This is a genomic window from Nonomuraea sp. 10N515B, assembly GCF_052245915.1.
Taxonomy (GTDB): Bacteria; Actinomycetota; Actinomycetes; order Streptosporangiales; family Streptosporangiaceae; genus Nonomuraea.
In genome coordinates this window covers 204,985-229,800 of record NZ_JBQQBQ010000002.1, presented here as the reverse complement: position 1 = coordinate 229,800, position 24,816 = coordinate 204,985, and the positions used below count along the sequence as shown (strand labels likewise).

Below are 24,816 nucleotides of genomic sequence, written 5' to 3'. Positions count from 1 at the left end.
CGCGCCCGGTGATGCGGCGAGGTCCAGCGAAGCACCCGGCACGGCTTTCACCCGCCGACGACAGGGTCAGGTGGTGCGGTGGGTGGAGAGGGTGGCGTGATGGTCGGCGCCGGCCGGGCCGTGGGGGTCGGTGTGGACGGTGGCGGCTCGCAGGCGGGGCAGCTCGTGGATGAGGCGGTGCTCGGCCTCGACCGCCACCGCGTGGGCGTCTACAACCGACATGTCGTGATCCACGAGGATCTCTACCTCGGCGTGGAGCGCGTGCCCGATCCAGCGCAGCCTGATCGAGCCGACCCGCTGGACGCCCTTCACCCCGGCGATGATGCGTTCGGCGGCGTCCACGAGCGCGGGGTCCACGGCGTCCATGAGCCGGTGGTAGATCTCGCGGGCGGCGTCGCGCAGGACGAAGCAGATGGCGCCGGTGATCAGCAGGCCCACGATCGGGTCGGCGATGGGGAAGCCGAGCCCGGCGCCGCCCGCCCCCAGGAGGACGGCGAGCGAGGTGAAGCCGTCGGTCCTGGCGTGCAGGCCGTCGGCGACCAGCGCGGCCGAGCCGATCTCCCGCCCCACCTTGATGCGGTATCTGGCCACCCACTCGTTGCCGAGGAACCCCACCACGCCCGCGCCGGCCACCCACCAGAGCGCCTGGACGTCCTGGGGGTCGAGCAGCCGCCTGATCGCCTCGTACCCGGCCAAGCCCGCCGAGACGGCGATGAGCAGGACGATGACGATGCCCGCGAGGTCCTCCGCCCGGCCGTACCCGTAGGTGAAGCGGCGGGTGGCCGCGCGGCGGCCCACCGAGAACGCGATGGCCAGCGGCACGGCGGTGAGCGCGTCGGCGAAATTGTGCAGGGTGTCGCCGAGCAGCGCCACCGAGCCGGACGCCACGACGATCACGGCTTGGACGGCGGCGGTGGCCATCAACACCGCGAACGAGATGGCGAGCACGCGCATGCCGCGGCTGCTGGATTCCAGCGCGGCGTCCGTCTTGTCGGCACTGTCATGGCTGTGCGGCGCGATGGCGTGCACCATCCAGCTCAGCGCCGCCTTCGGCCCACGCCGCCCGAACGTCCCCCCGCTCGCGTGCCCGTGCACATGGCCGCCTTCGCGCCCATCCCCGTACCCGTGCGCTTGAGCCTGCCCACCACCGCGCCCATGCCCATGCCCATGCCCATGGCCATCCCCGTGTCCATGGCCATGCGCCTGCCGGTCCGGATGAGCGTCCTGCGGTCTCGAGCCGGAATCCCGCTGATCAGCCATGGCATCCCTCACTTGCGCACTTCATCCCTTTTGACCAGGATATGTAGTCATGTACGCACGCGACAACACCTCAAGTGCCAACCAGTCGCAGGAGCAAGAACAACCCACCTCCGCCCAGGTGAACGCGGCCGTTGACGCCTTCCGCATGCTCAGCGACGCGACGCGGCTCAGACTGATGTGGCTGTTGTCATCCGGCGAGCGGGATGTGAACTCACTTGCCCAATCCATCGGCGCGGCCCGGCCATCGGTGTCCCAGCACCTGGCCAAGCTCCGGCTGGCCGGCCTGGTGGACACCCGGCGAGACGGCCGCCGGGTGCTCTATAGGGCCCGGGACTCCCACGTGCGAGCCCTCATCGCGGAGGCCCTGTTCCACGCCGACCACGAGGTCTCCGGACTCCCCCGCCACGATTAAGCCGGCGCCCGGGCGGCCAGCTTGGCGACCACGTCCACGATGCGGGCGGCACGTTCCAACTCCGCGCGATGGAACACCGGGCCCTCGGCGCGGGCCACGACCACGTGCATGCCATGCGCCACCACCGGCAGCAGCATCAGCCGCAGCTCACGGGCGGCCAGCGAGACGGCCCGCGGCGGCGGCTCCGGCAGGTCGAACTCGGCGGGAGCCGCCAGCGAGGCATGCTGTACGGCGCCGTCGGCCACCGCGAGCGACCACTCCGCCCCGCACAACCCCGGCAGCGCGTCCACCAGCGTGGCGAAGCCCCGGCCCGGCTCGGCCACGACATGCATGAGCAGGTCGTAGTCCAGCGCCGAGCCCGGCACCTCCTTGGTCACCCAGACCCCCTCAACCCGTACGCCGGGCACGGCCGACAGCCGCTCGCGCGCCTCCGACGCGGTCACCGGACCGGGCCAGGAGACGGTGAAGTCGTCCACGGCGCGTCCCGCCTCGCGTTCGAGCACAGTGACCTGCAGGATGTCGGCACCGAGTGTGCCCAGCGCCTTGGCCACCTGCCCCAGCCCGCCTGGCCGATCCGGCAGCGACACCCTCAGTCGCAGCAGCATTGCCGCCCCCTTTCCAGAGGCTCTCACAGTGCCGTGGAAAGGTTTCGAGTTTGTTCCACGGATATGTCGCGCATGCTGCGGTTATATCCCAGGATGAAGGGTTAAGTCCGGATTGTCGAGAATGCTCTACCAACTGAGCGCCACGACTTTTCCCAGGTCACGGTAGGATCGCCCGGCACCGGCGGGCACCATACCGGGGTCAGGCGAACACGTCCTGCTGGTAGCGGCCGGCCGCCTCCAGGCCGGCCAGCCACGCCGCGCCGTCCTCGCCCATCCGCACCCCGTAGATGTCCAGCAGGGCCTGCCGCACGGCGGGCGCCATGCGCAGGCCGTCGCCGCAGACGTACAGGTGAGCGCCCTGCTCCAGCAGCTCCCACAGCTCATCGGCATGCGCGGCGACAGCGTCCTGGACGAACCGATACTGATGCCCGGGAACGGCCGAGAACGCCGTGTGCACCCGCACCTCGTCCCGCTCCGCCCAGGCCCCGAGCTCGTCCCCGTACAGCAGGTCATGCTCGGGGTGACGGCACCCGGCGAACACCTCCGCCCGCCCGGTTGCGCCCACCAGCGCGCGTTCTTCAAGGAAGCCGCGCAGCGGCGCGAACCCCGTGCCGGGGCCCACGAGGATCACGGGCGTGGCGGGGTCGCCGGGAAGCCGGAACGGCGGGGCAGGCACGCGGACGTAGCCGTAGAAGACCTCGCCTTCCTTCAGGCCGGCGAGGTAGGCCGAGCACATGCCCTGGTACGTGCCGGCGCCGGACCAGGCGGGACCCTCGACGAGCCCGACCGTGAGCCGCACCAGCGACGGGTCGGCCAGCGGCGACGACGAAACGGAGTAGTAGCGCGGCTTGATCGGCCCGGCCATCTCCAGGAACACCGGCAGCGGCAGCTCGATCGCGGGGAAACGCTCCAGCAGCGCCAGCGGGGAGACCCGCTTGGCGAGGATCTCGTCGGCGTAGCTCGCGGTCAGCTCGGCGAGCTGACCGCGCGTCCACGGGCAGGCGGTGTGCGCGGCCAGCGCCTCCAGGTCGCCCCGCGTGGCGACCTCCTGCAGCTCGGCGAACTCGGTCAGCAGCAGTCCGGCCGTCACCGGCGTGTCCACCGGCAGGTGCGTGGCTCCAGCGGCACGCAGCCGCACGACCTGCTCCCTGGGGACCCGCAGGCAACGCAGCGCCCATTCGACCAGCTCGGGGTCGTTCTTGGCGAAGACTGCCACGTGGTCGCCGGCCGCGTACGTAACGCCCTCGGGCAGCCTGGCCACGAGGGAGCGCACCCCGGGCCGCGGCGCCTCGAGCGAGAAGTCCCAGAGGCCGGCCGGATCGCCGGTCAGCTCCTCGTTCGAGACGACGGTCAGCGGGAAGGCCCGCTCGGAGACGACGGCCGGCCGGACCTCGGCCTCGGTGAGCACCTCCATCTCGTAGCGCGGTCCCGCCGACTCGGCGCCGGCGCTGTACTCCTCGGCCAGCGCCGCCCACAGCCTGGCCGTCCACGCCGACACGTCGCCGTCGAAGTCGCCGTCGGCGTCGGCCTCGCCCCGCTCGATCAGCGGCTGCGCCCCGGCGGCCGTCAGCTTCTCGTAGGCGCGCCGCGGGAACGCCTGGTACGTGGGCCACTGCGTGTTCCCGCAGCCCAGCATCGCGAGCCGGACGCCGGACAGGTCGGGCAGCGCGTCCAGGGCGTCGAAGCGCTGGGCGTTGTCGGGAGCCTTGCCGTTATAGGAGGAGGCCACCACCACCAGCAGGCCCTCGCCCGGCGGGACCAGCTCGTCGAGCGTGGTCAGCGTGGTGGCGAACCCGGCCCGCCCGGCCCGCTCGGCCAGCCGCTCGGCGATGTCGGCGCTGGTGCCGAGGTTGGAGCCGTACGCGACGGTGAGCGGCACGCCGGTGACGGCGATCTCCTGCTCCTGGGGCTCCTGCGCGGCCTCCTGGACGACGACGGCCCGCTCGTGGGCGCGGCGCTCGCGCACCCTGAGCGTGAATCCGTCCGGCTTGAGCGTGAGCGTCTGCTTGATCTTCATGCGGTAGGCGTCCGGGTCGGACAACGCGAAACGGCGCAGGATCATCGCCAGCGCCAGCCTGGCCTCGGTGAGCGCGAACTGGCGGCCGATGCAGGCCCGCTCGCCGTTGCCGAACGGCTTGTACGCGGCCGGGTGGTGGTGCTGCTTGTTCTCCGGCAGCCAGCGGTCGATGTCGAACTCGCCGGGCCGCTCCCACACCCTGGGGTGGCGGTGCAGCACCGGCAGCAGCACGACGACCCCCTGATCCTTGGGTATGGGGTAGCCGCCGAGCGTGGTGTCCTCGACTGCGCTGACGTTGAACGCCGGGATCGGCGACCAGACCCGCAGCGTCTCCTCCAGGATGCGCGCGATGACGTCGAGCTTCATCACGGTCTCGTACGAAGGCGGCTCGTCGCCCGGCAGCAGCCTGTCCACCTCCTCATAGGCGCGGGCCAGTGTGTGGGGCTCGCGCAGCAGGTTGTACAGGGCGAAGGAGAGCAGGCCGCTGGTGGTCTCGTGGCCGGCGATGAGGAAGGTGAGGACCTGGTTGCGGATGTTCTCGTCGGACAACCGCGCGCCGCTCTGCGGGTCGGAGGCCTCCAGCATCAGGCCCAGGAGGTCCTTGGAGCCGGTGGCGCCCTCGGCGCGCCGCTGCTTGATCACCTCGTCGACGAGCTCCTGCATGGTGGCGATGTCGCGCCGGTAGCTCTCCTCCTGCTTGCGCTTGAGCTTGGTGACGAACGGCAGCTGCTGGTTGCGCAGCATGGCCGCGGTCAGCGCACCGCCCATGGCCTGCAGGAACGGGTGCAGCCCAGGTGAGTCGAAGGAGTTGAACCGGTAGCCGAACCCGGTCAGCGAGATCGTGTCGAGCGTGAGCCTGGTCATGTCGTCGGCGACCGGCAGGTCCTCCCCCTGGCGACCTGCCCACGACGCGACGAGCTGCTCGGCGACCTCCAGGAACTGGGGATAGTACGCCTTCATCGAACGCTGGCTGAAGGCGGGCATCAGGATGCGGTGCGCGTGCCCCCACACCGGCTCGTCATGGTCGGCCGTGAAGAGCCCGTCGCCACCGAAGTCGCGCACGATCGACAGCGGCGGCTTGATGCGCTTGACCAACCGGCTCTCGTCGCACGCCTCCGCGACCAGGTCGGGGTCGAAGACGAGCACGATCGTGCGCCCGGCGACCTCGAGCCGGAAGATGCCCTCCTCCTGGTATCGGGATGCCACCTGGACGAAGTGCTCGATCGGCGCGTGTGAGGGAATCTGCAGCGTGTTGCCCAGGATGGGCAGGCCCTGTGGGGCGGGGATGCGCGACATGAGTGCTCCCTTGGAGTAGCCATACACCGTATGGCTGACGCTACCATACGGTGTATGGCAGCGAGTGCGCGCAGGGGTGCGCCCCTGACGCTTCAAGAGATCAGCTCCACGGCTCTGCGTCTGATGGACGAGGGGGGCGTGGAGGGGCTGTCCATGCGCAAGCTGGCGGCGGAGCTGGACGTCAACCCGATGTCGCTCTACCACCACGTGGAGAGCAAGGAGGCGCTGCTCGGGCTGGTCTGCCAGGGGGCCGCGCAGCGCATGCACCTGCCGCCGGACGACGGCGCGCCCTGGCAGCATCAGCTCAGGGCGCTGGCCCTCGCCTATCATCGGCACGCGCTCGAGCATCCCGCCCTGTGGACCTACGTCCACAACCATCCGGAGATCGTCTCTGACCGGCGGATAGCGCTGTGGGAGGTGCTCGACCGGATCCTGCGGCTGGCCGGGGTCCCGGAGGAGGAGCTGATCAGGACGGGGGACGTGCTGCACGCGTTCGTCTCCGGCTTCGTGATCTTCGAGACCCACGGGCACATGGCCGACGATCCCGAGGAGATCGACCGCACCTTCGACACGGCCATCAACGTGATCGTGCGCGGCCTTACAAGACCCGATTAGTCACCCGGCCACCACACGATCCACGCCCTCCTCCTCCCGTCGTGGCCTGTCGCCAGGGCGTCGATCAGACGGGCCCCGCATCGACGCCCTGAGGTGAAGGTCCTGCTCGCCGGAGGAGGTGAACGGCGAGCGGGTGAGCGCGGGCGGCTCAGGCCGACGCCTCCCACACGGCCTCGAAGGAGGCCTGAGGGATCTCGGTCAGCTCCCAGATCTCCAGCGGCTGGTCGGTGAGAAACCCCCGCTCGTCCTGCAGGTGCCGCCACCAATATCGGCGGGCGAGGCGATCGGCGCCGACCTCGACCTGCCGGACCGCCCAGTGTTCGCCCTCGCCCTCGACGCTCTCGAAGAGCCAGGCGCGGCCGTCCTCGTCGGCCATGTGCCAGTAGTAGCGGGGGGCGTCGGACTCGGCGAGCTGCCTGACCAGTGGTTGCCGGAGATCGTGGTGCACGGGCCCACTCTAGAGATCGGAGCCGTCAAAACTAGCGCTGGTACGCCCCGGCGTCCGGTGAGCCGGCCACGGGCTTGCCCGCCGCGTCCTTGGCGACGGCCTTGCCCCCGTACCACTTGGCGGTGAGCGAGAGGCCCCGGTCGAGCGCCGGGGAGCCGGGCCGCAGGCGCAGGTCCGTGCGGGAGACGAACTGCGGGTTCGCCATCACCGACTTGGGGCCGAGCTTGAACTTGGCCGTGCGGCCCTGGTAAACGCTGCCGGCCTCGTCCGCGCCCTGGCCGTCCTCCCAGCCGGCTTCCCCGCCCACGACGACGACGTTGTTGCGGAGCTTGAGTATCGACGGGGAGCAGCCGTCGTGGCAGGACCAGCCGATGGTGTCCTTGGCCGGCAGGTAGACCGAGTTGTGCACGGCGACGGTGCCCTTGACGGGTCCGACGATGTGGCGGGCGCCGCGGGTGATGAGGAAGGAGCCGCGGCTGCGCGAGGAGGTCACGACGTTGAAGGCGTAGACGTTGCCGGTGGCGGTCTTGCCCTTCTGGGCTCCCAGCTCGGTGAAGGTCTCGTTGTTCCTGGCGATGTTGTGGGTGACGCGGTTACGGTCGCCGTTGAAGATCTCGACGGCGGCCCCGTCGGTGCCGTAGTCCTGGCTCTTGGCGAAGCTGCCGGTGATGGTGTTGCCGGTGACGACGTTGTCGTCGCCGTTGAGCAGCACGCCGAAGGCGCCGGAGTCGTTGTCGCCGCCCTCGTCGTTGACGCTCATCCGGTTGTTGTCGGTCAGCACGCTGTCGCGGATGGTGTTGCGCGAGCCGGCGGCCGTGACGAACACGCCGGCGATGTTGCGGTCGGCCTGCACGCCGGTCAGCTCGTTGTGGTCGCCGTCGATCTGGAAGCCGGCCCAGCGGCAGCCGGAGGCCCGCAGGCCGCTGACCCGCCAGTGATCTCCCGAGATCACGACGCAGTCCGCCTCGTCACCGCTGATCTTGGCGAGCGTGCCCTTGCCGTACGGCTTGATGGAGATCGGCCGGGCCGCGGTGCCCTTGGCCGCCAGGGTGAGCGTGCCGGTGAAGGCGCTGCCGCGCTTGACGGCGACGGTGTCGCCGGGCTTGAGGTCGGCCGCGTTGACCTTGTCCAGCGACTTCCACGGCGCGGTCGCGCTGGTGCCCGCGGCGGCGTCGTCACCCGCCCTGGAGTCCACGTAGTACGTGGTGCCCGCCTGGGCTGATGCCGTGACCGGTGCGGCAGACAGGAGCGAAGCCATGACGGCTACGGACAACACCCTCATACGTGCACACCACTATCTAGTTAAAGCGCGGAATAGGCAGAGGACACCGTAGCGTGATCAATGCGTGAGGCGCCAGACACGCAGCGAAGGTCCGTCACCCGGGATGACGTCGCCGTCCTCGGCGTCGTACACGCCTTCCGCGCGCATCCCGATGTGCAGCGGTTCGCCGGGGGAGCGGCGCGCGCAGACCAGCAGCGTCTCCTGGTACGTCTCGCGCGCGAACACCAGACAGTCGGCGTCGGCGTGCAGCCAGCGCAGGCCGCCGTGGCGCAGCGCGGGCTCGGCGCGGCGCAGCCCGAGCAGGTCCTGATATCCGGCGAGGGTCCGGGGGTCCTGGTCGGCGGGCCGGTTCCAGGGCATGGGGGTGCGGGAGTGCTCGCCGTTCACGCCGGTCAGGCCGAACTCGCTGCCGGCGAACACCATCGGTGTGCCGGGCAGTGTGGCCTGCAGGCCGAGGGCGAGCAGGTGCCGCTCCCGGGACCCCGTGACGGTGCGGATGCGCGGCGAGTCGTGCGAGTCGAGCAGGTGCCAGGAGTGCCGGTACGACCGCCAGGACATGTGCGAGGCGAACGAGCGGAACGTGGCCAGCGTGGCCTGCCCGTCCCGTGCGGGCACGCCGCCCGGCACCCCCAGGAAATGCTCCAGGTCCAGCTCGGGGCCGCGCAGCCAGGTCCAGACGGGGCGGGTGAAGCCGCCGTAGTTCATGGTGCCGTGCCAGCCGTCGCGGTCCAGGTCAGGCGTGGCGTCGTGGTTGTGCTCGGCGATGAAGGCGGCCTGCGGGCCGAGCGCGCGCCGCAGCATGCGCGCGACCTCGTGGTTGTGGTCGGCGGCGCCGAGCCTGCCGGTCATGTTGGCCACGTCCACGCGCCAGCCGTCCAGCGGCCCGAGCCACTTCGTCAGCACGTCCCGCATGGCGGCGCGCACGCGTTCGCTGGCCCAGTTGAGTTTGGGCAGCGACTTGACGCCCCACCAGCTCTCGTAGTCGCCGGTCTCGGGGTCGAAGAAGAACATGTCCCGCTCGGGGGCGTTCACGTCGGAGACGGCGGCGGTGAACCATTCGTGGGTGTCGCCGCAGTGGTTGGTGGTGATGTCGCCGAGCAGCCGCATCCCGCGCGCGTGCAGCGCGGCGGACAGGCGGTGCAGCGCCGCGTCGCCGCCGAGGAGCGGGTCGACGGTGTCGAAGCTCGCGGCGTCGTAGCGGTGGGTGGAGCGGGCGGGCCAGATCGGCGTCAGGTAGACGGTGTCGGCGCCGAGGCTCTCGATGTGGTCGAGCCGCTGGGCGATGCCGTCGAGGTCGCCGCCGTAGAACTGCTCGGCGGTGCCGGGGCCGCTGGGGATGACCGGGTCGCGGTCCCAGTCGCGCGGCAGCGCCCAGTCCGGCAGCTTGCCCACGGGACGGGAGCGCTCGTATCGGTCGGGGAAGATCTGGTAGACGATCGCGTCCGCCATCCACCCCGGCGGCGGCTGGTGGCACACCAGGCGGAAGTCGCTCGCGTCGGTCAGGTCGTGCGTGACGAGCCCGGCCGCGGTCAGCCAAGCCTGGCCGCGGCCGGTGGTGAGCAGGAACCGGTAGGGGGTGACGGGGTTGACCGCGGTGATCTCGGCCCGCCACCAGACGTCGGTGCCGCCGAATCCCCGGATGTCACGCGACGTGCGCGCCGCCGCGACGTACCGCGGCTCGCCGTCATGAACCGTGCGTACGTGAACGCCGGTGACGCCGGCCGCGAGCGGCGCCCGCAGCCAGAGCGTCACCCGCGAGCCGAGCTCGGGCGCCTGCTCGGAGACGTACAGAGCCGAGCCGTCGTGATGCGGCTCCCCGATGTAGCGCAATGCACCTATCCCTTGACAGCTCCGGCGGTCAGCCCGGAGACGATGTATTTCTGCAACCAGAGGAACACACCTACCGTGGGAACGGCGGTCAGCAGCGTCGCCGCGGCGAACATGCCGAAGTTCGCGTTGCGATGGTCGCCGGCGATCATGCTGTACATGCCGACGGCGAGGGTCTTGCTCTCGGGGTCGCGCAGGAACACGTTGGCCATGAGGAACTCGCTCATGGTGCCGATGAACGCCAGCAGCGCGGTGACCGCGAGGATCGGCGTGACCAGCGGCATGATGACGCGCCAGAAGATCTGCGCGTGGGTGGCGCCGTCCACGGTGGCGGCCTCGTCGAGCTCCTTGGGCACGGTGTCCAGGAAACCCTTCATCAGCCAGGTGTTCACGCCGAGCGCGCCGCCCAGGTAGAGCAGCATGAGCCCCCAGACGGTGTTGAACCCGAACGCCGGGTACAGCTCGGTCACCCTGGTGAAGATCATGAAGATCGTGACGATGGCCAGGAACTGCGGGAACATCTGGATGAGCAGCAGCGCCAGCAGCCCGACCCGGCGGCCGGCGAAGCGCATGCGGCTGAAGGCGTAGGCGGCGAACATCGACAGCAGCAGGCTCGCGAACGACGCCACCAGCGCGATGAACACCGAGTTGAAGAACCACCGCGCGAACGGGTAGGTGTCGGAGGCGAGCAGGTTGGCGAAGTTCGCCGGGCTCGCCCCGTTCGGCAGCAGGTCGGTGGAGGCCAGCGTGCCCAGCGGGTTGATCGCCGCGGAGACCACGAACAGGATCGGGAACACCGCGAACGCGCACACGACGAGCACGAACACGTGCCTGAGGGCGATTTTCACGCGTAGACCTCCTCCTGCTTGCGCGTGCGCCGGAACGCCACGGCCGAGACGACCGCCACGATCGTGAAGATGAACACCGAGATCGCCGCCGCGAACCCGAACTGCGCCCCGCCCGCCCCGAACGCCAGCCGGAACGTGTAGGTGATCAGCAGGTCGGTGCCGCCCACCTGCGGGCTCTCGGCCGGGAACGGCCCGCCCTCGGTGGTGAGCGCGATCGCGTTGAAGTTGTTGAAGTTGTACGCGAACGACGAGATGAGCAGCGGCGTGAGCGCGACCAGCAGCAGCGGCAGCGTGACCCGGCGAAACGCCTTCCACGGCGTGGCCCCGTCGATGGAGGCCGCCTCGGTCAGCTCGCGCGGGATGGCCTGCAGCGCGCCGGTGGTGACGAGGAACATGTATGGGAAGCCGAGCCACAGGTTGACCAGGATCACCCCGAACCTGGCGGTCATCGGCTCGCCCAGCCAGTCCACGTTGGCCCCGAGCAGCTGGTTGATCAGCCCGAAGTCGCGGTTGAACAGGTCGCGCCACACCAGGAGCATGGCGAAGGAGGGCATCGCGTACGGCAGGATCAGCACGATCCGGTAGACGCGGGTGCCGCGCATCCGCGGGTGGTGCAGCGCCAGCGCCACCGCCATGCCCAGCGCGAACGTGCCGAGCACGGAGCCCAGGGCGAAGACGACGTTCCAGCCGAGCACTCCCACGAAATATCCGGAGATAGTGGGATCGGTCAGCACGCGGGCGAAGTTGTCGAACCCGACACCGACCTGCCAGCCCTGCGCCAGGTGCTCGCCCTTGGCGTTGACGAAGTAGCCCTGGTCCTCGTCGGCCGTCCAGGTGTCGCCGTTGCCGCGCACGCAGTCGCAGGCGGTGTCGTACACCAGCGCCGCCCGGCCCTCGACGGCCCTGCTCAGCCCGTTGGCCTTGATCACGCCACCGGCGGTCGGCACGGCCAGCGCGGAGATCTGCTGGGCGCGGGCGGCCGCCTCGGGCGCCTTGAGCACGGTCAGGCCCGGCGCCCTCAGCACCTTGCCGGTGACGCCGACCTCGGCGCCCGGCAGCGGCGTCAGCCCCTTGGGGGTGCCGAGGGAGACCTGCTTGGTCGACGGGTCCACCAGCAGGAACACCAGCTCCTCACCGCGCAGCGCGACCGTCAGGCCGTACTCGGGCGAGCCCGGGGCCTGCCGCACGGAGCCGGTCTCGATGGCGGTGATGGCGGCGGCCTTGTCGCCACGGTGCCCGTCGCCGAAGTTCGTGAACGCGGTGGTGACCGTGTAGACGACGGGGAACACCTGGAACGCGACGAGGAAGACGGTGCCCGGGATGAGGTATTTGGCCGGAATGAAGCGGCGGGTCAGGTAGAGGGAGGCGATGCCCGCGGTGGCCGCGCACAGCAGCCCGAGCGACACCCACGACTCGGCCGCGATCAGCGGCGGCACGGCGTAGACCAGGATCGCGGCGGCCACGGCCAGCACCGCGATCCTGCTCACCAGGAACGCCGTGGTGATCTCCCTGCGGGGCCGCTCGGGCGCGCTCACCCGGGCGGCCTCGCGTTCGTCCACAGACGATGACATGACCGTCAGTTCTTGAGCGCGCCGTCGATGCTCTTCTGCGCGGCCGCGGCCGCCTTGGCGGCATCGCCGCCCTTGACGACAGCGGTCTCGGCGATGCCGAACGGCTCCCAGATCGCCGCCATCTCGGGGATGGCGGGCATCGGCATGCCCTCCTTGCCTGCGTCCATGAACTTGACCGCGTCAGGGTCGGTGGCCTGGACCTCCTGCAGTGCGGCGGTCAGCGCCGGGGGCCGCGGGTCGGCCTCGTACAGGGCCTTGGCGACGTCCTTGTTGGTCACGTAGTTGGCGACGAACTCCTGCGCGAGGGCCTTGTTCTTGCCCTTGGAGGCGACGAAGAAGGACTGGACGCCGACGAACGGCGTGGCGGGCTTGCCGTCCTTGAACGCCGGGACGGCCGTGATGTCGTAGGTGATGCCGCCCTTCTTGACCTCGCTGATGGCCCACGGGCCGGAGACGAGGTAGGCGCACTTGCCGGAGGCGAAGTTGACGATGTAGTTCTCGTTGGTGATCGACGTGCGCAGCGCGCCGTCGCCCTTCTCGCCCAGGGCCTTGAGCTTGTCGAACGCCTTGACCGAGTCCGGCGCGCCGAGCAGCACCTTCTTGGGGTCGGGGTCGCCGGTGGAGGTGGTGCCGAACAGGGCGCCGCCGCCGGAGGCGAAGATCGGGTAGACGTGGAAGGCGTCGCCCTTCTGGCCGACGGGGAGGCAGAGCACTTCCTTCACCTTGCCGTCCGCCTTGAGCTTCTTGCCCTCATCGATCATGTCCTCGATCGTGGCGGGCGCCTCGGGGGCGAGCTTGGTGTTGCGGATCAGCGCGATGTTCTCCACCGCGTACGGCGCGCCGTAGATCTGGCCGTTGAAGGTCACCGCCTGGATGGCCTTCTCGGAGAAGGCGGCCTTCTGCTCCTCGGTCAGCGTGACCGGGTCGATGGCGCCGTTCTGCACGAGGTTGCCGATCCAGTCGTGCGCGCCGATCATGATGTCCGGGCCGCTGCCCTGCTGGGAGGCGGTGAGGAAGGTCTGCTGGTTGTCCTTGCTGATCTCCTTCACCTCCACCGTCACACCGTTCTCGGTGCCGAACTGGTCGGCGAAGGGCTTGAGCGGCTTGACGCGGCTGGGGTCGGCCCAGATCACGAGCGTGCCGGAGCTCGCGCCGGTGGTGGCCGCCGGGGCGGAGGCGGACGCGCTGGGCGCCGCCGGAGAGGCCGACTGGGAGTTGCCGCACGCCGTCGCGGCGAACGCGAGGGTCGCGAGGGCGGCCGTGCCGAGAGCCCTCATGCGCATGGGACCTCCTGAGGTCACGCAGGAACGGCGGCACGCAAGGACACGCACCGCCGCACGAAAGGAAAGCCAGTTTTCCGGGACGTTACTGTCTCTTTGCAAGAATTGGAAGAACTTGCAAAAAGCGTTACAGAAGCTCCACGTGAGATCTGCAACTTTCCGAAAGTTGCACTTGACCGGCGGAAGCGATCAGGACATCCTTCACCAGAACATCACCCGACATCTCGGGCATCCGGGGGAAGGACAGCCATGCTCGGCAACGACGACTGGTGGCGGGACGCCGTCGTGTACCAGGTCTACCCACGCAGCTTCGCCGACGCCGACGGCGACGGCATGGGAGACCTCGAAGGCGTGCGCGGCCGCCTGGACTATCTCGCCGGCCTGGGCGTGGACGCCATCTGGCTGAGCCCCTTCTACACCTCCCCCATGGCCGACGGCGGCTACGACGTGGCCGACTACCGCGACGTGGACCCCATGTTCGGCACGCTGACCGACTTCGACGCGCTGGTCGCCGACGCCCACGCCAAAGGCATCAGGGTCATCGTGGACCTGGTCCCGAACCACTCCTCCGACCAGCACCCGTGGTTCCAGGCGGACCTGCGCGACCGCTACATCTTCCGCGACCAGCCGAACGACTGGGAGTCCATCTTCGGCGGCCCGGCCTGGACACAGGTCGAGGACGGGCAGTGGTATCTGCACCTGTTCGCGCCGGAGCAGCCGGACCTCAACTGGGACAACCCTGACGTACGCGCCGAGTTCCGTGACATCCTGCGCTTCTGGCTGGACCGGGGCGTGGACGGTTTCCGCGTCGACGTGGCGCACGGCATGATCAAGGCCGACGGCCTGCCCGACGTGGGCCCGAAGGACGGCCCGCAGGCCCAGATGCTGGGCGATGAGCAGTTGCCGTACTTCGACCAGGACGGCGTGCACGACATCTACCGCGAGTGGCGGCCGATCCTCGACTCCTACCCCGGCGGCCGGATGGCCGTAGCCGAGGCGTGGGTGTCCTCGCCCGAGCGGCTGGCCCGCTACGTCGGCCCCGACGAGCTGCACCAGGCCTTCAACTTCGACTTCATGATGGCCGACTTCCACGCCAAGTCGTTCCGGACGGTCATCGAGAAGTCGCTCCAGGAGGCCGAGCTGGTGGGCGCGCCGACCACCTGGGTGTTGTCCAACCACGACAAGCCCCGCCACGTCACCCGCTACGGCGGACTGGCCCGCGCCCGCGCGGCCACGCTGCTCATGCTGGCCCTGCCCGGCTCGGCCTACCTCTACAACGGCGAGGAGCTGGGCCTGCCGGAGGTGCTCGACCTCCCCGACGAGCTGCGCCAGGACCCGGCCTTCCTGCGCCGGGGCGAGAGCCGCGACGGCTGCCGGGTGCCGATCCCGTGGACCGCGGCCCCGGGCTGCGGCTGGCGGGACCCGTGGCTGCCGATCCCGGAGGAGTGGACCGCGCTGTCGGCCGAGGCCCAGGAGGACGACCCGGACTCCACGCTGAACCTCTACCGGGCCGCGCTACGCCTGCGCAAGGAGCACCCGGCGCTCGGCGGCGCGAGCTCCGGCACGCTCACGTGGCTCGACTCCCCCAAGGACGTGCTGATCATCGAGCGCGACCCCGGCCTCGTCGTGGTGCTCAACACCGGCGAGGAGCCGGTGCGCCTCGACCTGGCGGGCGAGGTGCTGCTGTCCAGCGGCCCGCTGGCGGCCGACGGGTCGCTTCCGCCGGACACCGCGGTCTGGTTCCAGCGCTGACCAGTTGGGGGAATCTTTCCCTAAAAGCGGCATTTGACGGAAATTACGCTCGGTAGTGTCGGTGGGTGTCTGCCCTGTGGGCGAAGTCCCTACGGGGACGCGTCACCCTCATCGCGACGGCCGTAGCCGCCCTCGTGCTCATCCCCGTGGGCGTCGCGACGGTCCTCGTCACACGATCGCTGGTCGAGGCCAGCGTGTACGAGAGCACCCGCGACACCGCCGAGCGCATCGCGTACGAGATGCGCAGCGGCGCCCTGCCCCTGGGCGCCGCCATCCCCGTGTCCGACCCGGCGGTGGACCTGATCCAGATCGTCGGGGCGGACGGGCGGTTCCTGGCCACCAGCGACGCGGCCAGGAACCTGCCGCCGCTCAGCGACGTGCGCCCCTCGGGCGAGGACCGGGCCATCAGCACCACCCACTGCCTGCCGACCGAGTGCGTGCACCTGTCGGCGGTCCGGGTGAGCAAGTTCGCCGACTCCCCCGTCGTCTACGCCGGGCGCAGCACCCCCGACCTGCTGGCCACCAACACCCTCGAGGCGATCGTGTTCACCGAGATCGCGGTGCTGGTCGGGCTGGCGGGGTGGGCCACCTGGCTGGTCACGGGCCGGGCGCTGCGGCCGGTGGCGACCATGCGCGCGGAACTGGACGCCGTGCACGCCGGCGACCTGAGCAGCCGCGTCACCGAGCCGCACGGCGCGGACGAGGTGGTCGAGCTCGCCAAATCCGTCAACAGCACGCTGGCCCGGCTGGAACGCTCCGCCGAGCAGCAGCGCCAGTTCGCCTCCGACGCCTCGCACGAGCTGCGCACCCCCATCGCCGGGCTGCGCGCCCAGCTCGAGAGCGCCCAGCTCTACCCGGACGACACCGACATCGACCTGCTCGTGCGCAGCGCCCTGCGCGACACCGACCGCCTGGAGGCCATCATCACGGACCTGCTCCTGCTGGCCAGGATCGGCTCCCGGGTGGACGCGGCCAAGGAGCGGGTGGACCTGGCCGAGCTGGTCCGCCAGGAGCTGTCCATCCGCAGCGACAAGATCCCCGTGCGCGCCCACCTGGCCGAAGGGGTGCGGGTGGACGGCGTACGGCTCCAGCTCGCCAGGGTGCTGACGAACCTGCTGGACAACGCCCAGCGGCACGCCGAGCACTACGTCAAGGTCACCGTCTCCAGGGAGGACTGCATGGCCGTGCTGTCGGTCGAGAACGACGGCGTGGAGATCCCCCAGCAGGACCGTGAGCGCATCTTCGAGCGCTTCACCCGCCTGGACGCGGCCCGCAGCCGCGACGCGGGCGGCACGGGGCTGGGCCTGGCCATCGCGCGGGACGTGGCGATGGCGCACCGCGGCCAGATCACCGTGGAGGACTGCAGGGGCGGCGCCAGGTTCGTCCTGCGCCTCCCCGCTGTTTAGTCACTACCGCGACGCTCTGGCCCCCGGAAGCGGCGGCGTTCACGCCGCGGCCCGGCAGGGAGATCGGCGCCTTCTTCGGCGACTTCGAGCTCATCCCGCCGGGCCGCAAGCCCTAGACCTTCGTCAGCTCCTTCTCGCCGGCCTCCGGCTCGGTCCGCTCCTCGTCATCCAGCAGCGTGGCCTCGTCGAACGGGGCGTGCCCGGTCAGCACCTGCTCGGCGCGCTCCCGGTCGAACTCGCCCGTCCAGGTGCCGACGAGCACGGTGGCGACGGCGTTGCCGGCGAAGTTCGTCAGCGCCCTGGCCTCCGACATGAACCGGTCGATGCCGACGATGAAGCCCACGCCCTCGACGAGCTCGGGCCGATGCGCCTGCAGGCCGCCGGCCAGCGTGGCCAGCCCCGCGCCGGTCACGCCCGCCGCGCCCTTGGACGCGACCATCATGAACAGCAGCAGCGCCACCTGCTCGCCGAGCTCCAGCGGCGACCCGGTCGCCGTGGCGATGAACAGCGTGGCCATGGTCAGGTAGATCGCGGTGCCATCGAGGTTGAAGGAGTAGCCGGTCGGCACGGTGATGCCGGCCACGGTCCGGCTCACGCCCAGGTGCTCCATCTTGGCGATGAGCCTGGGCAGCGCCGTCTCCGACGAGGAGGTGGACAGGATCAGCAGGAACTCGCGGCCGAGGTACCGCAGGAGCGACCACAGCTTGACGCGGGCGACCAGCCACAACATCGGGCCGAGCACGACGCCGACGAACAGCAGGCAGGTGATGTAGAAGGCGGCCATGATGATCGCCAGGCTCTTGAGCGCCTCGATGCCGGTGGCCCCCACGACGGCGGCGATCGCGCCGAAGGCGCCCACCGGCGTCGCCCACATGATCATGGCGAGGATGCGGAACACGAGCCGCTGCAGGTGCTCCACGCCACGCAGGATCGGCGCGCCCTTGGCGCCCATGGCCTGCAACGCGAACCCGGTCAGCAGGGCCACCAGCAGCGCCTGCAGCACCGATCCCGAGGTCAGCGACGACACCAGCGTGTCGGGGATGACGCCGAGCAGGAAGTCGACCGTGCTACCGCTCTCGGCGCCCTTGGCCGCCTCCGCCTCGGCCGCCTGCCGGGCGGCGTCGGTGAGCTGGAGCCCCTCGCCCGGGTGGATGATATTGCCCACGACCAGGCCGATGAGCAGGGCGACCGTGGACATGACGATGAAGTAGCCGAGCGCCAGACCGCCGACCTTGCCGACCTTGGCCGCCTGCCGGACCGAGCCGACGCCGAGCACGATGGTGCAGAAGATGATCGGCCCGATCACCATCTTGATGAGCGAGACGAAGCCGGTGCCGAGCGGCTTGAGCTCCTTGCCCACGTCCGGCCAGAGAAACCCGACGAGGATGCCGAGCAGGACCGCCACGATGACGGCCACGTAGAGGTAGCGAGTGCGATCACGCATAGGGCGGTTCTCCAGCCATTTGGGGGGAAGTTCCGGTTGTGCGACTATGCGCTGCACAAGTGACCCAGGTCACGATTGCGTAAGTTACGTTCACGAAAGAAGTCGTTAACATGCGGCGCTGGAGCCTGGCGGGGCAGATGCTGGTCCTGCAGCTGCTGGTAGTCCTGGTCACGGCCACCGGCGGTGCCGTGCTGGCCTTGGTGCAGGCGCACGATCTGCTCACCCATGAGGCCCGGAGCACGGCCGAGGCGGTGGCGGTGGCCGTGGCCACGACGCCCGAGGTGCTGGAGGCCCTGGACGGCCCCGACCCGAGCGCGCGGCTGCAGCCGCTGGCGGAGGGCATACGCAAGAGCACCGGCGTCGACTTCATCACCATCATGAAGCCGGACGGCACCCGCTACACCCACCCCAACCCGGCCGAGATCGGCAAGAAATTCCGCGGCAACATCGGGCCGGCGCTGGCGGGCAGGACGTTCACCGAGACCTACACCGGCACGCTCGGCCCGTCCGAGCGGGCGGTCACCCCCGTCGTCTCGGACGGCCGGGTGGTCGCTCTGGTCAGCGCGGGCATCACGGTCGAAAGGATCAGCGGCTGGCTGCGTGACCGGCTGGCCTGGGGCGGGCTGATCGTGGCGCTCGCGCTCGGCCTGGGCGGCGCCGGCACGTGGCTGGTGACCGCGCGACTGCGCCGCCAGACCCACGGGCTCGACCCCGTGGAGCTGGGCCGCATCCACGCCCACCACGACGCGATCCTGCACGCCGTCAGAGAGGGCCTGCTGCTGATCGGCAAGGACGGCACGCTGACGCTGTGCAACGACGCCGCCCGGCACCTGCTCGGCCTGCCCGGCGACGCCGAAGGGCGGCACGTGGCCGAGCTCGGGCTCGCGGACGTGCTGACCGGGGACGAGGAACGCGTTCACCTGGTGGGCGACCGCGTCCTGGCCGTCAACAGCGCCGCCAGCCGGCTCGGCACGGTCGTGACCGTACGCGACCACACCGAGCTGCAGGCGCTGAGCGGCCAGCTCGACGCCGAGCGCGGCTTCGCCGACACGCTGCGCGCCGCCGCGCACGAGGCCGCCAACCGGCTGCACACCGTCATCACGCTGGTGGAGCTGGGCCGCACCGAGCAGGCCGTGGCGCTCGGCACCGCCGAGCTGCGCGCCGCGCAGGAGCTCACCGACCGGGTGGTGGGCTCGGTACGCGAGCCGGTGCTGGCCGCGCTGCTGCTGGGCAAGAGCGCCGAGGCCGCCGAGCGCGGCAGCGAGCTGGTCATCAGCCAGGACAGCGAGCTGGACGACCTGGGCCTGGACCCGCGGGAGCTGGTCACGATCGTGGGCAACCTCATCGACAACGCCATCGACGCGGCCACCCGCGTGGAGGTGCACCTGAGCGCGGACGGCAACGAGGTCCTCATCAGGGTCGCCGACAACGGGCCCGGGCCGGCCGACCCGGCGGCGTTCACCAAGGGCTGGACGACCAAGGGCGACGGCCGCGGGCTCGGCCTCGCCCTCGTGGGGCAGGCGGTGCGCCGGTTGGGTGGCACCATCGACGTGCGAGGCTCGGTGTTCACCATCAGGCTGCCCATCCCGGAGCGGCCGCGCCTGGACCGGGAGGGAGCACGATGATCTCGGTGCTGGTAGTCGAGGACGAGGAGATCACCGCCGAGGCCAACCGCATCTACGTCGAGCGGGTGCCCGGCTTCGAGGTGGCAGGGGTGGCCCGCTCCGGCGGAGAGGCGCTGCGTTTCCTGCGCAAGAGGCCCGTGGACCTGATCCTGCTCGACCTGCACCTGCCGGACATGCACGGCCTGGAGGTGTGCCGGGCCGTGCGCGCAGGCGGCCTCATGTGCGACATCATCGCCGTCACCTCCGCCCGCGACCTGGCCGTGGTCCGCTCGGCGGTGTCGCTCGGCATCTCCCAATACCTTCTCAAGCCGTTCACGTTCGCGACATTGCTCGAAAAGCTCACCCGTTACGCCCGGTTCAAGGACGAGGCGGGGGTCGCCGTCGGCCAGGGGGACGTGGACCGGGTGCTCGGCACCCTCAGAGGCAGCTCGGAGCTGCCGAAAGGCATGTCGAAGGACACCCTCGACGCCGTGGCCGCCAAGCTGCGCGAGCGGCCCGAGGGCATGGCGGCCCAAGCCGTGGCCGACGCGATAGGAGTGTCCCGTGTGACGGCCCGCCGCTACCTGGAACACCTGGTGGAGCTGGGTGTGGCGGCCCGCATGCCGCAGTACGGCGCAGTGGGCCGGCCAGAGCTTCTCTACCGGATACCCATAGAACGTTAATGACGGTGACGCTGGCCGTTCAATCCGGCCCTCTAGCTTCTGGGTGCTATCCGAAGCTTTTGAGGAGACACCGTTGCGAGTCTTGGCCGTTGTTCCCGCCCGCGGAGGTTCGGCGGGCGTACCCCTGAAGAACCTCGCCCTGGTCGGGGGCGTCCCGCTGGTCACCCGCGCGGTGCGGGCCTGCGTGCGCGCCGAGCTCGTGGACCAGGTCGTGGTCAGCACCGACCACGCCCAGATCGCCGAGACCGCCCGCGAGGCCGGCGCGCTCGTCGTCGAGCGTCCCGAGGAGCTCAGCGGCGCGACCGCCTCCAGCGAGTCCGCCGTGCTGCACGCGCTCGACGCCCTCGGCGAGGACCCCGAGGTGGTCGTGCTCGTCCAGTGCACGAGCGCGTTCATCGACCCCGACGACCTGTCCGCCGCCGTGCGCAAGGTGCTCGACGGCGAGGCCGACTCGGTCGTGTCGGGCCTGCCGACGCACGAGTTCCTCTGGACGGCCACCGGCGGCGGCGTCAACCACGACCCCGGCGTCCGCCCACGCAGGCAGGACCGCGACCCCGAGTTCCGCGAGAACGGCGCCTTCTACGTCATGCGCACCGCCGGGCTGCGCGAGCACGGCCACCGCTTCTTCGGCGCCATCGCCGTGCAGCCGGTGCCGCCGCAGCACGCCATCGAGGTCGACAACCCCGAGGACCTGGAGCTGGTCCGCGCGCTCGCGCCGTTCGTCGACAAGCCCGAGCCCATCGACGTCGACGCCGTCATCACCGACTTCGACGGCGTGCACACCGACGACCGCGCCTACGTCGACTCCGACGGCCGCGAGATGGTGCTGGTCAGCCGCTCGGACGGGATGGGCGTGTCGCTGCTGCGCCGCTCGGGCGTCAAGGTCCTCATCATGTCCACCGAGCACAACCCGGTCGTGGCCGCCCGAGCCCGCAAGCTCGGCGTCCCCGTGCTGCAGGGGCTGGCCGACAAGAGGACCGTGCTGCGCGACTGGCTGCGCATCGAGGGCCTCGACCCGGCCCGCGTGGCCTACGTCGGCAACGACGTCAACGACCTGGGCCCGATGGGCGAGGTCGGCTGGCCCGTCGCCACGCCCGACGCCCACCCGCGGGTGCGCGCCGCCGCCCGGGTGGTGCTGACCACGGCCGGCGGCTCCGGCGCGGTGCGCGAGCTGTGCGACCGCGTCGTGGCCGCCCGACCCGCGGTGCCGGTGGTCGAGGTCAAGGAACGGCCCCAGCTCGGCCCGGTCGCGATCGGTGACCTGCTGGTCGGCGACGGCGAGCCCGTCTACGTCATCGGCGAGATCGGCATCAACCACAACGGCGACCTCGACATCGCCCGCCGGCTCATCGACGTGGCCGCCGACGCCGGCTGCCAGGCGGTCAAGTTCCAGAAGCGCACCCCCGCGATCTGCGTGCCCGAGGAGCAGAAGGGCCAGATCAGGCAGACGCCGTGGGGCGAGATGACGTACCTGGAGTACAAGGAGCGGACCGAGTTCGGCCGCGACGAATACCGGCAGATCGCGAAATACTGCGACGAGCGTGGCGTGCACTGGTTCGCCTCGCCGTGGGACGTGCCGTCCATCGAGTTCCTGGAGGACATGGACGTCCTGACGCACAAGGTGGCCTCGGCCAGCGTGGCCGACCACGAGCTGCTGCGGGCCCTGGCCGCCACCGGCAAGCCGATCATCCTGTCGACCGGGATGTCCACGCTGTCGGAGATCGACGCGGCCGTGGAGATCCTCGGGGTCGATAAGCTGATCATGATGCACGCGACGTCCACCTACCCCCTGCCGCCGGAGGAAGCCAACCTGCGCACGATCACCACGCTCAAGGAGCGCTACGGCGTCCCCGTCGGCTACTCCGGTCATGAGCGCGGCCTGCAGATCTCGCTGGCCGCCGTCACGCTCGGCGCCGTGTGCGTGGAGCGGCACATCACGCTCGACCGGACGATGTGGGGCTCCGACCACGCGGCCTCGCTGGAGCCGTCCGGGCTCGAGCACCTCGTGCGTGACATCCGGATCATCGAGCAGGCCATGGGCGACGGCGTCAAGCGCGTCTTCCCCGGCGAGGAGGCCCCGAAGGCCCGCCTTCGCCGGGTGACCGTCTGACCGTCACCACCAGGAAGAACAAACCATTGATCACGCTCTCGGTCGTCGTGCCGATTCGAGACGGCGAGCGTTTCATCGCCGACGCGCTCACCTCGCTCTGCCGTAACGCTCGGCACGACTTCGAGTTCATCGTCGTCAACGACGGGTCCGTAGACGCCACCGGGGACATCATCGACGACTTCCGCGCCGATCTCCCCGGGCTGACCGTACTGCGCAATCCCGCGCCGGTAGGGCTCGCCGACGCCCGCAACACGGGCCTGTCGGCGGCCTCCGGCCGGTACGTGACGTACATGGACGGCGACGACTGGCTCGCCCCCGGCTACCTGGCACGGCTCGTCGAGGCCATCGACGGGCTCGGCTGCGACTTCGTGCGCGCCGACCACGTGCAGGTCGAGGGCCGAAAGCGGGTCGTGCACCGTGCCCCTCTGGCGCGGAGGGGCACGGTGCTCAACCCTCGCGAGGCGATCCTGCCCGCGAACGTGCGGACCATGGTCGACTACCCCTACGCCTGGGCCGGGGTCTACCGGCGCTCGCTGGGTGACCTGCTGCACTTCCCCGGCTCCCTGCACACCGCCGAGGACCGGCCGTGGATCTGGCGGCTGCACCGGGAGGCCGCCTCGTTCGCCGTGGTGTCGCTGGCCGGGGTGTTCTACCGGCGCATGGTGTCGGGGTCGCTGACCCAGGTCGGCGACGAGCGCCAGCTGCATTTCTTCGACGCCTTCGAGCTGGTGTTCAAGGATCTGGAGCCGGAGTTCATGCCCAAGGCGGCACGGAACTTCTGCGCGCTGCTTGCCCACCATCTGGAGATCGCCGATCGGTTCACGCCCACGCTGCGCGCCCGCTTCGAGGAGCGGGGCGCGCAGATGGTGCGCTCTCTGCCGCCGGAGATCGTGTCCGACGCGGTGTCGCGCATGTCCGTCGAGCGCGAGGCCACACTGCGGGCCCTGGTGCCCGACCTGCCACCCAGTCCGCACGTCCGGGTCCGCCGCGACCGGGAGGAGACATCGTGAAGGTCTTCTACGCCTCGACGTTGTTCGGGGCGATGTCGCTGGCCGCCGCGATCGACGACGGCCGGTTCGGCGACGGGCGGCGCGTCCTCGTCGTCTCCAACAACGCCGCCATCCCCGAGGTGTCGACGCCGCTGGACAAGACGCCCGGCTTCGCGGTGCTGCGCTCGCGCTTCGACGAGGTGCACTCCTGGAACGACCTCATCGCGCCGCTGCACCCGTCGGACTGGAAGGCACGCGTCATCGAGGTGCCGATGATGGAGCGCCTCATCCGCTCCCACTGGGGGCTGGACGGGGTCGAGGAGCTGGTGGTCGAATCGATCGCGGTGCCGCCCGCGCGGACGATCGCCGGGCTGGTGCGCGACTGCCCGATCACGGTCTACTCCGACGGGCTGATGAGCTACGGCCCGACCCGCGACCCGCTGCCCGCCGAGATCTTCCGCCGCATCGAACGGCTGCTCCACCTGGACCTGGTGCCCGGCCTGGCGCCGCTGCTGCTCAGCGAGTACGGCGTCGCGCCCGAGATCCTGCCCGCCGAACGCTTCCTGGCGATCGTCAGGGAGGTCACCTCCACCGCCCCCGACATGCTGGCCGGGCAGGCCGTCATCCTCGGCCAATACCTGTCGGCCCTGGAGATCGTCACGCCGGAGGAGGAGGCGGCGCTGCACGAGACGATGCTCAAGGCGCTGGCCGCCCGCGGCTACACCAACATCGTGTTCAAGCCGCATCCGGCCGCCGGGCGCCGGCACGCCCAGCTGATGCGGGCCGCGGCCGAGCCCTTGGGGGTGCGGCTGTCGGTGCCCGGGGAGAGCGTCCCGGCCGAGGTGTGCTTCGCCGCGCTCCGGCCCGAGCTGGTCGTCGGCTGCTTCTCCACCGGGCTGGTGACGGCGCAACGTTACTTCGGACTGTCCGTGGCCTCCTACGGCACGGAGTTCGTGCTGGACCGGCTGGCGCCGTACGAGAACAGCAACCGGATCCCGGTCACGATCGTGGACGCGCTGCTGCCGCGGCTGTCGGCCGAAGGCCACATCGACCAGCCCCCGGCCGTGGACCTGCCGGCGCTGGTGCGCGCGGTCGGCTACTGCATGCAGGCCGAGGCCTACCCCGACCTGCGGCCTGCGGGCATCGAGTTCGACGCCCGCTACTTCAAGCGCAAGCGTCTGGAGACGCTGGGCTTCGTGGCCAAGCCCAGCACGCTCACCCGGCTGCGGCGGAAGATCCGATCCGCGATCTGATCGCCCGGCGTCGAGGCCCCTGGCTCTCTGCCAGGGGCCTCGACGTTTGCGTCGGCTTTTCAGCGCCCAGCCATCGGCGCGCGATCCGCGGCATCGTCGCGCTCACCGCCCCGC

19 protein-coding genes are annotated in these 24,816 nt (G+C 70.5%); 9 read left to right on the top strand and 10 right to left on the bottom strand.

Features of this window, described 5'->3' with window-relative positions; translation table 11 throughout:
- Positions 1-66: 66 nt before the first annotated feature.
- The gene (locus ACTWQA_RS03450) at positions 67-1,095 is read right to left on the bottom strand and encodes a cation diffusion facilitator family transporter (RefSeq protein WP_443157837.1); all 1,029 of its coding nucleotides are present in this window, start codon (positions 1,093-1,095) and stop codon (positions 67-69) included.
- 214 nt (positions 1,096-1,309) lie between these two features.
- On the opposite strand from ACTWQA_RS03450, the gene ACTWQA_RS03445 reads away from it, so the two are divergent.
- Complete coding sequence (locus ACTWQA_RS03445; protein ID WP_443157836.1) at positions 1,310-1,672, top strand: ArsR/SmtB family transcription factor; 363 nt, start codon at positions 1,310-1,312, stop codon at positions 1,670-1,672.
- On the opposite strand, the gene ACTWQA_RS03440 is transcribed toward ACTWQA_RS03445, so the two are convergent.
- Complete coding sequence (locus tag ACTWQA_RS03440) at positions 1,669-2,277, bottom strand: ACT domain-containing protein (RefSeq protein WP_443157835.1); 609 nt, start codon at positions 2,275-2,277, stop codon at positions 1,669-1,671. The genes ACTWQA_RS03445 and ACTWQA_RS03440 overlap by 4 nt on opposite strands.
- Positions 2,278-2,476: 199 nt before the next feature.
- A complete protein-coding gene (locus ACTWQA_RS03435) occupies positions 2,477-5,590 on the bottom strand; it encodes a bifunctional cytochrome P450/NADPH--P450 reductase (protein ID WP_443157834.1) in 3,114 nt (1,037 codons plus the stop codon).
- A gap of 54 nt (positions 5,591-5,644) precedes the next feature.
- On the opposite strand from ACTWQA_RS03435, the gene ACTWQA_RS03430 reads away from it, so the two are divergent.
- Positions 5,645-6,205 (top strand): TetR/AcrR family transcriptional regulator, encoded by a 561-nt coding sequence (locus ACTWQA_RS03430; protein ID WP_443157833.1) that lies wholly within the window; start codon positions 5,645-5,647, stop codon positions 6,203-6,205.
- Between the two features lie 148 nt (positions 6,206-6,353).
- Here the strand turns inward: ACTWQA_RS03430 and ACTWQA_RS03425 are convergent, their stop codons facing one another.
- The 6 genes from ACTWQA_RS03425 to ACTWQA_RS03400 all read right to left on the bottom strand — a co-directional run bounded on the left by ACTWQA_RS03425 (position 6,354) and on the right by ACTWQA_RS03400 (position 13,464).
- Positions 6,354-6,653, bottom strand: coding sequence for a hypothetical protein (locus tag ACTWQA_RS03425; RefSeq protein WP_443157832.1), 300 nt, complete (start codon positions 6,651-6,653; stop codon positions 6,354-6,356).
- A 31-nt stretch (positions 6,654-6,684) separates the two neighbouring features.
- A complete protein-coding gene (locus tag ACTWQA_RS03420) occupies positions 6,685-7,911 on the bottom strand; it encodes a right-handed parallel beta-helix repeat-containing protein (RefSeq protein ID WP_443157831.1) in 1,227 nt (408 codons plus the stop codon).
- 81 nt (positions 7,912-7,992) lie between these two features.
- The gene (locus tag ACTWQA_RS03415) at positions 7,993-9,765 is read right to left on the bottom strand and encodes a glycoside hydrolase family 13 protein (protein WP_443157830.1); all 1,773 of its coding nucleotides are present in this window, start codon (positions 9,763-9,765) and stop codon (positions 7,993-7,995) included.
- Positions 9,766-9,770: 5 nt separating this feature from the next.
- Positions 9,771-10,610 carry a sugar ABC transporter permease gene (locus ACTWQA_RS03410; protein ID WP_443157829.1) on the bottom strand — a complete coding sequence of 280 codons (840 nt, stop codon included), beginning with the start codon at positions 10,608-10,610 and terminating at the stop codon, positions 9,771-9,773.
- On the bottom strand, positions 10,607-12,181 hold the full coding sequence (locus tag ACTWQA_RS03405) for an ABC transporter permease subunit (RefSeq protein ID WP_443157828.1): 1,575 nt from the start codon (positions 12,179-12,181) through the stop codon (positions 10,607-10,609). The genes ACTWQA_RS03410 and ACTWQA_RS03405 overlap by 4 nt, the downstream gene beginning before the upstream one ends.
- A 5-nt stretch (positions 12,182-12,186) precedes the next feature.
- Entirely contained in the window at positions 12,187-13,464 is a 1,278-nt protein-coding gene (locus ACTWQA_RS03400) for a sugar ABC transporter substrate-binding protein (protein ID WP_443157827.1), read from the bottom strand.
- 246 nt (positions 13,465-13,710) lie between these two features.
- Between ACTWQA_RS03400 and ACTWQA_RS03395 the strand changes: the two genes are divergently transcribed.
- Both ACTWQA_RS03395 and ACTWQA_RS03390 read left to right on the top strand, forming a co-directional pair.
- Positions 13,711-15,213: a glycoside hydrolase family 13 protein gene (locus ACTWQA_RS03395; protein WP_443157826.1), complete on the top strand. Its 1,503-nt coding sequence runs from the start codon at positions 13,711-13,713 to the stop codon at positions 15,211-15,213.
- Between the two features lie 65 nt (positions 15,214-15,278).
- Positions 15,279-16,619 (top strand): sensor histidine kinase, encoded by a 1,341-nt coding sequence (locus tag ACTWQA_RS03390; RefSeq protein ID WP_443157825.1) that lies wholly within the window; start codon positions 15,279-15,281, stop codon positions 16,617-16,619.
- A 112-nt stretch (positions 16,620-16,731) separates the two neighbouring features.
- Here the strand turns inward: ACTWQA_RS03390 and ACTWQA_RS03385 are convergent, their stop codons facing one another.
- Positions 16,732-18,063, bottom strand: a complete 1,332-nt coding sequence (locus ACTWQA_RS03385) for a cation:dicarboxylate symporter family transporter (RefSeq protein WP_443157824.1) — start codon at positions 18,061-18,063, stop codon at positions 16,732-16,734.
- Between the two features lie 110 nt (positions 18,064-18,173).
- Between ACTWQA_RS03385 and ACTWQA_RS03380 the strand changes: the two genes are divergently transcribed.
- The 5 genes from ACTWQA_RS03380 (at position 18,174) to ACTWQA_RS03360 (ending at position 24,702) form a co-directional block, all read left to right on the top strand.
- A complete protein-coding gene (locus ACTWQA_RS03380; RefSeq protein WP_443157823.1) occupies positions 18,174-19,688 on the top strand; it encodes a sensor histidine kinase in 1,515 nt (504 codons plus the stop codon).
- Positions 19,685-20,350, top strand: a complete 666-nt coding sequence (locus ACTWQA_RS03375; RefSeq protein WP_443157822.1) for a response regulator — start codon at positions 19,685-19,687, stop codon at positions 20,348-20,350. Before ACTWQA_RS03380 ends, ACTWQA_RS03375 begins: the two co-directional genes overlap by 4 nt.
- Before the next feature lie 73 nt (positions 20,351-20,423).
- Positions 20,424-22,460: an N-acetylneuraminate synthase family protein gene (locus tag ACTWQA_RS03370; RefSeq protein ID WP_443157821.1), complete on the top strand. Its 2,037-nt coding sequence runs from the start codon at positions 20,424-20,426 to the stop codon at positions 22,458-22,460.
- 47 nt (positions 22,461-22,507) lie between these two features.
- A complete protein-coding gene (locus ACTWQA_RS03365) occupies positions 22,508-23,470 on the top strand; it encodes a glycosyltransferase family 2 protein (RefSeq protein ID WP_443157820.1) in 963 nt (320 codons plus the stop codon).
- Positions 23,467-24,702, top strand: a complete 1,236-nt coding sequence (locus tag ACTWQA_RS03360) for a polysialyltransferase family glycosyltransferase (protein ID WP_443157819.1) — start codon at positions 23,467-23,469, stop codon at positions 24,700-24,702. The genes ACTWQA_RS03365 and ACTWQA_RS03360 overlap by 4 nt, the downstream gene beginning before the upstream one ends.
- The last annotated feature ends 114 nt before the right edge of the window (positions 24,703-24,816 follow it).

What these genes read in the sequence shown, in the direction of transcription:
- ACTWQA_RS03440 (WP_443157835.1), bottom strand. Translation starts at nt 2,277, where the DNA reads ATGCTGCTGCGACTGAGGGTGTCGCTGCCGGATCGGCCAGGCGGGCTG.
- ACTWQA_RS03445 (WP_443157836.1), top strand. Translation starts at nt 1,310, where the DNA reads ATGTACGCACGCGACAACACCTCAAGTGCCAACCAGTCGCAGGAGCAA.
- ACTWQA_RS03435 (WP_443157834.1), bottom strand. Translation starts at nt 5,590, where the DNA reads ATGTCGCGCATCCCCGCCCCACAGGGCCTGCCCATCCTGGGCAACACG.
- ACTWQA_RS03385 (WP_443157824.1), bottom strand. Translation starts at nt 18,063, where the DNA reads ATGCGTGATCGCACTCGCTACCTCTACGTGGCCGTCATCGTGGCGGTC.
- ACTWQA_RS03430 (WP_443157833.1), top strand. Translation starts at nt 5,645, where the DNA reads ATGGCAGCGAGTGCGCGCAGGGGTGCGCCCCTGACGCTTCAAGAGATC.
- ACTWQA_RS03395 (WP_443157826.1), top strand. Translation starts at nt 13,711, where the DNA reads ATGCTCGGCAACGACGACTGGTGGCGGGACGCCGTCGTGTACCAGGTC.
- ACTWQA_RS03420 (WP_443157831.1), bottom strand. Translation starts at nt 7,911, where the DNA reads ATGGCTTCGCTCCTGTCTGCCGCACCGGTCACGGCATCAGCCCAGGCG.
- ACTWQA_RS03400 (WP_443157827.1), bottom strand. Translation starts at nt 13,464, where the DNA reads ATGCGCATGAGGGCTCTCGGCACGGCCGCCCTCGCGACCCTCGCGTTC.
- ACTWQA_RS03380 (WP_443157823.1), top strand. Translation starts at nt 18,174, where the DNA reads ATGCGGCGCTGGAGCCTGGCGGGGCAGATGCTGGTCCTGCAGCTGCTG.
- ACTWQA_RS03375 (WP_443157822.1), top strand. Translation starts at nt 19,685, where the DNA reads ATGATCTCGGTGCTGGTAGTCGAGGACGAGGAGATCACCGCCGAGGCC.
- ACTWQA_RS03405 (WP_443157828.1), bottom strand. Translation starts at nt 12,181, where the DNA reads ATGTCATCGTCTGTGGACGAACGCGAGGCCGCCCGGGTGAGCGCGCCC.